General features: G+C 66.7%; 5 protein-coding genes. 2 read left to right on the forward strand and 3 right to left on the reverse strand.

The annotated features are described in order from the left end of the window. The coding region (locus FVW20_RS04855; RefSeq protein WP_196608529.1) for an L-serine ammonia-lyase, iron-sulfur-dependent, subunit alpha at positions 1-302 on the forward strand (302 nt) is incomplete at its 5' end. A 131-nt stretch (positions 303-433) separates the two neighbouring features. Here the strand turns inward: FVW20_RS04855 and FVW20_RS04860 are convergent. The 3 genes from FVW20_RS04860 to FVW20_RS04870 form a co-directional block, all read right to left on the reverse strand. Beyond that, positions 434-1159 (reverse strand): LysE family translocator, encoded by a 726-nt coding sequence (locus FVW20_RS04860; RefSeq protein ID WP_196608530.1) that lies wholly within the window; start codon positions 1157-1159, stop codon positions 434-436. 607 nt (positions 1160-1766) lie between these two features. Beyond that, positions 1767-3320, reverse strand: a complete 1554-nt coding sequence (locus FVW20_RS04865; RefSeq protein ID WP_196608533.1) for an ammonia-forming cytochrome c nitrite reductase subunit c552 — start codon at positions 3318-3320, stop codon at positions 1767-1769. Positions 3321-3360: 40 nt separating this feature from the next. Then, a complete protein-coding gene (locus FVW20_RS04870) occupies positions 3361-3840 on the reverse strand; it encodes a cytochrome c3 family protein (RefSeq protein ID WP_196608531.1) in 480 nt (159 codons plus the stop codon). Positions 3841-4165: 325 nt separating this feature from the next. On the opposite strand from FVW20_RS04870, the gene FVW20_RS04875 reads away from it, so the two are divergent. After that, positions 4166-6387: ATP-binding protein (locus tag FVW20_RS04875; RefSeq protein WP_196608532.1), on the forward strand; the 2222-nt coding region annotated here is incomplete at its 3' end.

A 6387-nucleotide genomic window follows, 5' to 3' on the forward strand; every position in this document is an offset into this window, starting at 1 on the left:
TGCGCCTTGCGGGCGGCACGCCCGCGCAAGCCGAGCAGGCCGTGGCGCTGGTGTTCTCGTCGGTCATGGGCATGATCTGCGACGGGGCCAAGGGCGGCTGCGCCCTGAAGGTGGGCACCGCTGCGGCAGAGGCCTGGAGCGCTGCGCAACTGGCCCTGCACGGGCCGGGCATGACCGGGGCCGAGGGCATCGTCTCGCCCGATTTCCGCGCTTCACTGCGCTCGCTGGGCGAAGTGTCCAGCCTGGGCTTCGCCGCCGTGGACGTGGCCATCATCCGTCTGCTGGAGCGCGGCGTGCAGTAGGCGTTGCGTTACCGGCTTTCCTTCCTGCCAAACGAGAGACGGGCCGTGTCGTGCTGACGCGGCCCGTTCCTTTTAGTCCGGACACAGCTTTCCGACACTGCGCTTCAGGCAGGGGACGGCAGCGGACGGCGCTACCTGTCGGACAGGGCCAGCCCCGCTCCGCTGCCGATGAAGGCCACGCCCACGGTGCGGTTGTACCAGCGCGCGGCGCGGGTGGTGGCCAGCAGCGCGGCAATGCGCGCCCCGGCCACGGCGTAGAGCATCATGCCCAGAAAGGCGATGACGGCAAGGTCCGCCACCAGCAGGGCGCTGCGGACCAGGGTGTCGCCGGGGGCCAGGAATTGCGGGAACAACGCGGTGAAGAACACGATGGCCTTGGGATTGCCCGCCGCCACGAAAAACGCCTGCGCGAACAGCTTGCGCGCGCCGGGTCCGCCGGGGGTTTCGGATGCGCCAAGTGCCCCGGACACACCGCGCCCGCCCTCGCCCGCGTGGCCCGCCCCCCCATCGGTCCCGGTGGTCCCGATGGTATCGGTCACCGCGGGCGCCGCCACGTTCAGGGGCACCGCCGGGGCGCGCAGCATGCACACGCCCACGTACACCAGATAAGCCGCGCCTGCGTAACGCACCACCCGGAACAGGTCTTCCGACGCGGCCAGCACCACGCCAAGGCCTACCACGGCCACCAGCGCCTGCAACACCGAAGCCACGGTGTTGCCCAGTGCCGACGCCAGCGCGCGCCGCACGCCGTAGCGCACCCCGTGCGTCAGGGCCAGCAGCATGCTGGGGCCGGGGGTGATGGTGGCCACCAGCACCGTCAGCGTGTACACGATGAGGAAATTCCACGAGATGGACATGACGACGCGCTCCTGCGGCGGGATAGGGGAACGGAACAGGGGGATCGGACGGGACGCCTGGCGGCAGCGAGGCAGGCAGGGTTGCCCAGTGCGGCTACGCTGGCACCGTGCATCCTGTAGCCCGGCACGGAGCGCACGGCAAGCAGCCCGTATCGGCAATTCGCCTGTCGCAGTTGACCCGCCCCCCCTGCCCCGCCCATTCCGTCCTGTCCCGGCCTTCCCACGCCCGCCCTGCCCGTGACCACGGCATTGCCCCGCTCCCACCCCGCACAACGACGAAAGGCGCCCCCGATGGGCGCCCTTCTGTCTGTCGTGTCCCTGTGAAGGAGATCCAAGGCGAAACGATGCCTGCAATGCGCCGCGCGGGCGGTGATTCGGGCTGCGGGCCCCCGGAAAGGAACCAGCCTGTGTCCGGAATATCCCGGACGGGCCTTCCCGGTCCTGCGGTCGCGCCGTGGGAAATCAATCCGGCGCGCGCCGCTGCCGCCCGCGCGGCACGTCATGTCGTCATGCAATCAGGTCATCTGGTCCGCATGAAGCGGCCCGGCATGCCTTCCGTTCCGGCGGGGACCATCCGGCCCCCGCCGTTCCTTCCTTTCACGCCGCCCTACTGGGCCGCGGAAACCAGCTTCTTCTGGCCGTCCCACACCTTGTCCGCCTTGGGCAGCGTGGGCAGGTACTTGAACCACTGGTGCGTCTTCATGTGCTCCGGATCCTGCTGCAACTTGCGGCTGTGCTTCAGGATGGGCGGCACGATCTTGTGGATGTCGCCCGCCAGGTCCTTGGAGATGGCGAAGCCGGTGGCCTCGCTGGCCAGGTCCACGGCCTGCTGGCTGTACTGCTGCGAAGAAGCCAGCGTATCCAGCGCCTTGGCCGGGTTGTGGAAGCCCACGCTGTTCTCGGCGGACACGTAATCCCAGAAGAACTGGCCCTTGCGCACCATGTCGCGCGCCTGGATCATCAGTTCGTCATAGTTGGCGGGCTTGGCCCCCTGGAATTCGGATGCCAGACGCACGGCCTCGTGCGCCTTCACCGACAGGTCCTGTGCCTTCAGCAGTTGGTCGAAGGTCTTCTGCTGGCTGAACAGCACGCGCGAGCGCAGGTAGTCTGGGCTCTTGTCCGAATGGCACTGGCGGCAGGCGCGCATGTCCGGATCCTTCAGGGGCGAGGTCCACCAGTGGCCCGAGATCTTCTTCTTGTCGTCGGTGCGGGTGTAGCCCATGTGGCAATCGGCGCACGAAACGCCCGCCGCGCCGTGCACGCCGTTCTGCCACATTTCGTATTCGGGGTGCTGGGCCTTGATCATGGGCGTCTTGGACACGGGGTGCGTCCAGTCCACGAAGTTGCCCTCGAAGCCCTTCATCTGCGAATTGCCCGCCGTCTTGTAGTAGGTGTACATCTGCTGCGGGTCGTAGCCGTCGGCCCAGGGGAACACGGGCTTCTTGGCGACGCCCTTTTCCTTGTCCTGGAAGTAGTATTCCACGTGGCACTGGCCGCAGACCAGCGACCGCTTGTCGTTGCGCGAAAGCTTGTCCCAGTCCTTGCCCTGCGCCTTCAACTGGTCCTTCAAGGGTTCGCTGTACAGGCGCAGTTCCATGGTCTGCGGATCGTGGCAGTTGGCGCAGCCGATGGTCTCGTCCTTCATGTCGATCTTGTCGCGAAACTCGTTGACGTCCTTGGCCCAGAAGTCATCGCCATACTGCTTCACCCAGCCCATCATCTTGGGGGTCTTGCAGTTCCAGCAGGTGGCGGGCAGGCCGCCCTTTTCCGCGTAGGTGTTGATGCGGTCGATGTGCAGGAAGTCTTCCAGCGCCTTGGTATGGCCGCGGGCGTTACGGTACTCGTAGCTGAAGGGGTAGCCCAGCCACAGGTTCTTCAGGTACGGCTGGGCGTGCTTGTAGCCTTCGGGCAGCGGATCGACGTTGTCGTTCTTGTTGAACGGCACCGAACCGTTGAATTCTGTCATCACGGTGCTTTCGTCGTTGCGCTGGTAGCTGGCGTACTGCTGCGGAAATTCCGCCTTGAAGGCGCTGCTGCGGGTTTCTTCCGCCGCAATCTTGGTCTTGAACACCGGGGTCTTCAGTTCCGTGACATCGGAACAGCCTGCGAGGACGAAGGGAACAATCGAGACGGCAAGCAGCATAGCCCCCCTGCGGACCATGCCACGCACCGTGCGCAGCGACAGCGTGTCTTTCATCAGGTTATCCATCGGCGACCTTCCTTGTGCTGATCGGCATCATGCGCATGTGCTGGACATTGCGGTGGCAGTCCACGCAATAGGGTTTGGAATCCATGCTGGCCACCTGCGTGTTGGTCATGGTGTGACATGCCTTGCAGTTGGCGTTGACCACGTCCTTGGTGGACTGGCCCGAATGGATCACGTCGTCCGGCCTGCCCAGCGTGTTCATGTACACGTCCTTGGCCCCCGCCGCCGCCTTGAAGGGCAGCTTTGCAGCCAGGTTTTGCGGAGCGTGGCACTCGTTGCAGGCCAGGTTGGCGTGGGTGGACGCCTTGTGCGTCAACGCCGCTTCCTGCATGATGTGACAGCTCGCGCAGAACGGACGCCGGTCCGTGACCTTCATGCCGAAGCCCGCCCCCGCCGCCAGCACGACCCCAAGGGCCGCCCCGACGACGATGAGCCGCAGCCCCGTACGTCCGTTGCGAGGTGCTTCCTCTGACATTTCCGCCTCCTTGCTGTGGAGGGCGCCCGCCCCGCCCGCGTGTGGCCGGGAGTTCGCGCCTCCGGGTGCATCCGTGCCCGCGCCCGTTCAGCCCGACGGGTGCGCACGGCACTTGGTGAGGTGCAGTCTTCAAGACCCGTGCCGTTGCGTGAAATTCGGCACATCCCTTCGTTCAAAAATAATTTCACTGTGTTGCCATTGGGAAGACAAAGAGCGTAAGGCGAGACAGGCCTTGCGCATGTCATATTTACATGACAAGTAGACAGAAAAATCTGACAGAGTCAGCCTTTTCAGACTTTCCTGACTCCGCACAGGGGGGCACCCCATGACCCAACACCAGACCCAGCCTCCGGCGTACCCAGCCGGTGAAACGTCCGGCGCCACCACGGAACGTGCGGCAAGAAGCCTGCGCTCCCGGCTGCACCGCAGGCGCCCGACCCTGCACTGGAGCATCCAGACATTCATCGGGCCTGCCGTGCTGGTGGCCTTGTGGGGGGTGCTGCTGCTGGCCCTGTACCAGTGGAACGCCCGCACCGAGGCGGCCCACGTGCGCGAACTGGCGCTGTTGCAGGCCCGGGCGTTCTTTTCGCAGATCGTGTCCACCAGGGCCTGGAACGCGGCCCACGGCGGGGTGTTCGTGCGGACCAGCGAACTGGGGCGGCCCAACCTCTGGCTGCCCCCCGACCAGCGCACGCTGATGGCGGCGGACGGCACCATGCTCACCCGCATGAACCCGGCCTACATGACGCGCCAGATCTCGGAATTTCTCACCACCAGCCAGGGGGTCAGCTTCCGCATCACCGGCCTGAACCCGCTGCGGCAGGAAAACGAGGCCGACCCGTGGGAAAACGAGTCGTTGCAGGCCTTCAGCAAGGGCGCCCGGGAAACCTTTACCCTGGCCCTGCCCCCGGGCGGCGCGCCTTCCGACGCGGCGGCGAGCACCGCCAACAGCGGCGACACCCGGCACGGTCCCAGCTTTCGCTACATGGCCCCGCTGATGGCCGACCAATCGTGCCTTGGCTGCCATCGCACCGCCGACGACACCGTGGGCGGCCTGCGCGGCGGCATCAGCGTATCCATCGCAGCGGCTCCGCTGCTGGCCCTGGAACGCCAGCGCCTGGACCAGACGGGGCTGGCCTACGCCATCATCGGGGTTGTGGGGCTGTTGGGCATTGGCGGGGCGTCGTTGCAGGTCAGCCGCAAGAAGGCGCTGGCCGAGGCAGCCAACCGCATGAAAAGCGCCTTTCTGGCCAACATGAGCCATGACATGCGTACTCCGCTCACCGGCATCATCGGCATGGCAGAGCTGTTGTCCGGCTTCCAGCCGGGGCGGCAGGGCATGTCCCGACCAGATGGACCTGACAAGCCGGACGGGCCGGGCAAACCTGTCGGGCCGGAACCCACGCCTCCCCCCCGCGATGCCGCATCCGCCGCCTCTCCTCCTGCCGGAGCCTCCTTCTATATGGATGCGCACCAGACGGAACAGGTGGCCCGTTACAACGAATACCTGGGACAACTGCGTTGCGCAGCCGCCAACCTTCTGGAAATCGTCAACGACATCACGGACTTTTCGTGCCTGGAATCGGGCCGGATGCGCCTTGCGCCGCGCACCTTCCGGCTGCGCCCCGCGCTGGAGGCGTGCCTGGGGCTGTTCCGCTTCTCGGGCGAGCGCAAGGGACTTTCACTGTCGTTGCATGTGGCGGAAAACGTGCCCGAGGCGCTGGTGGGCGACGACTTCCGGCTGCGCCAGGCCCTCGGAAACCTCATCGGCAACGCGGTGAAGTTCACCCGGCAGGGAGGCATCGCCGTGGTGGTGAATCTGGTGCCGGAATCCATGCCGCACACCACCCCGGCGGCAGCCGCAGCGCCCGCGCCAAGGCCGGGAGCCGGAGCCATCCCGCGCGATGTGCTGCTGCGCTTTGCCGTGGTGGATACGGGCGTGGGCATTCCGGCGGAGCAGCAGGAATCGATCTTCGAAAGCTTCGTGCAGGGCGAGGCCGCAAGTTCGCTGTGCCTTGGCGGCACGGGCCTTGGCCTTGCCATCTCGCGCGAGATCGCCCGCATGCTGGACGGGGACATCGGTGTATCCAGCACGCCGGGCACAGGCAGCGAATTCTGGTTCACCGCCCGGTTCACCGTGGCGGGGCCGCCCCCCGACCGCTGTGCGGATGGCGACTCTCACGATGACGCCGCCAGTGCCCGGAACACGGGACTGGCCGCATGGGTGGGAACCGCCGGTGACCGCAACGCCAACACGCCCCAGCACATGGCCAAAGAACCCGGACACGCCCGGGAAATCGGCCCGACCGGCGCCAGCGCCGCCCCGCTGCGGCTGCTGGTGGTCGACGACAACCCGGTGAACCGGCTGTTCATGCAGGACGTGCTGCGCGGCGCCGGGCATCAGGTGACCGTGGCAACGGACGGCCTTCAGGCCCTGCGCCTGCTGGAGGAACTGCGCCCCGATCTGGCCCTGCTGGACGTGCGCATGCCCGGCTGCGACGGCACCGAAGTGGTGCGCCGCCTGCGGGCCGGGCAGGTGCCGGGGGT

It is taken from the genome of Nitratidesulfovibrio oxamicus (genome assembly GCF_015731765.1).
Taxonomy (GTDB): domain Bacteria; phylum Desulfobacterota; class Desulfovibrionia; order Desulfovibrionales; family Desulfovibrionaceae; genus Cupidesulfovibrio; species Cupidesulfovibrio oxamicus.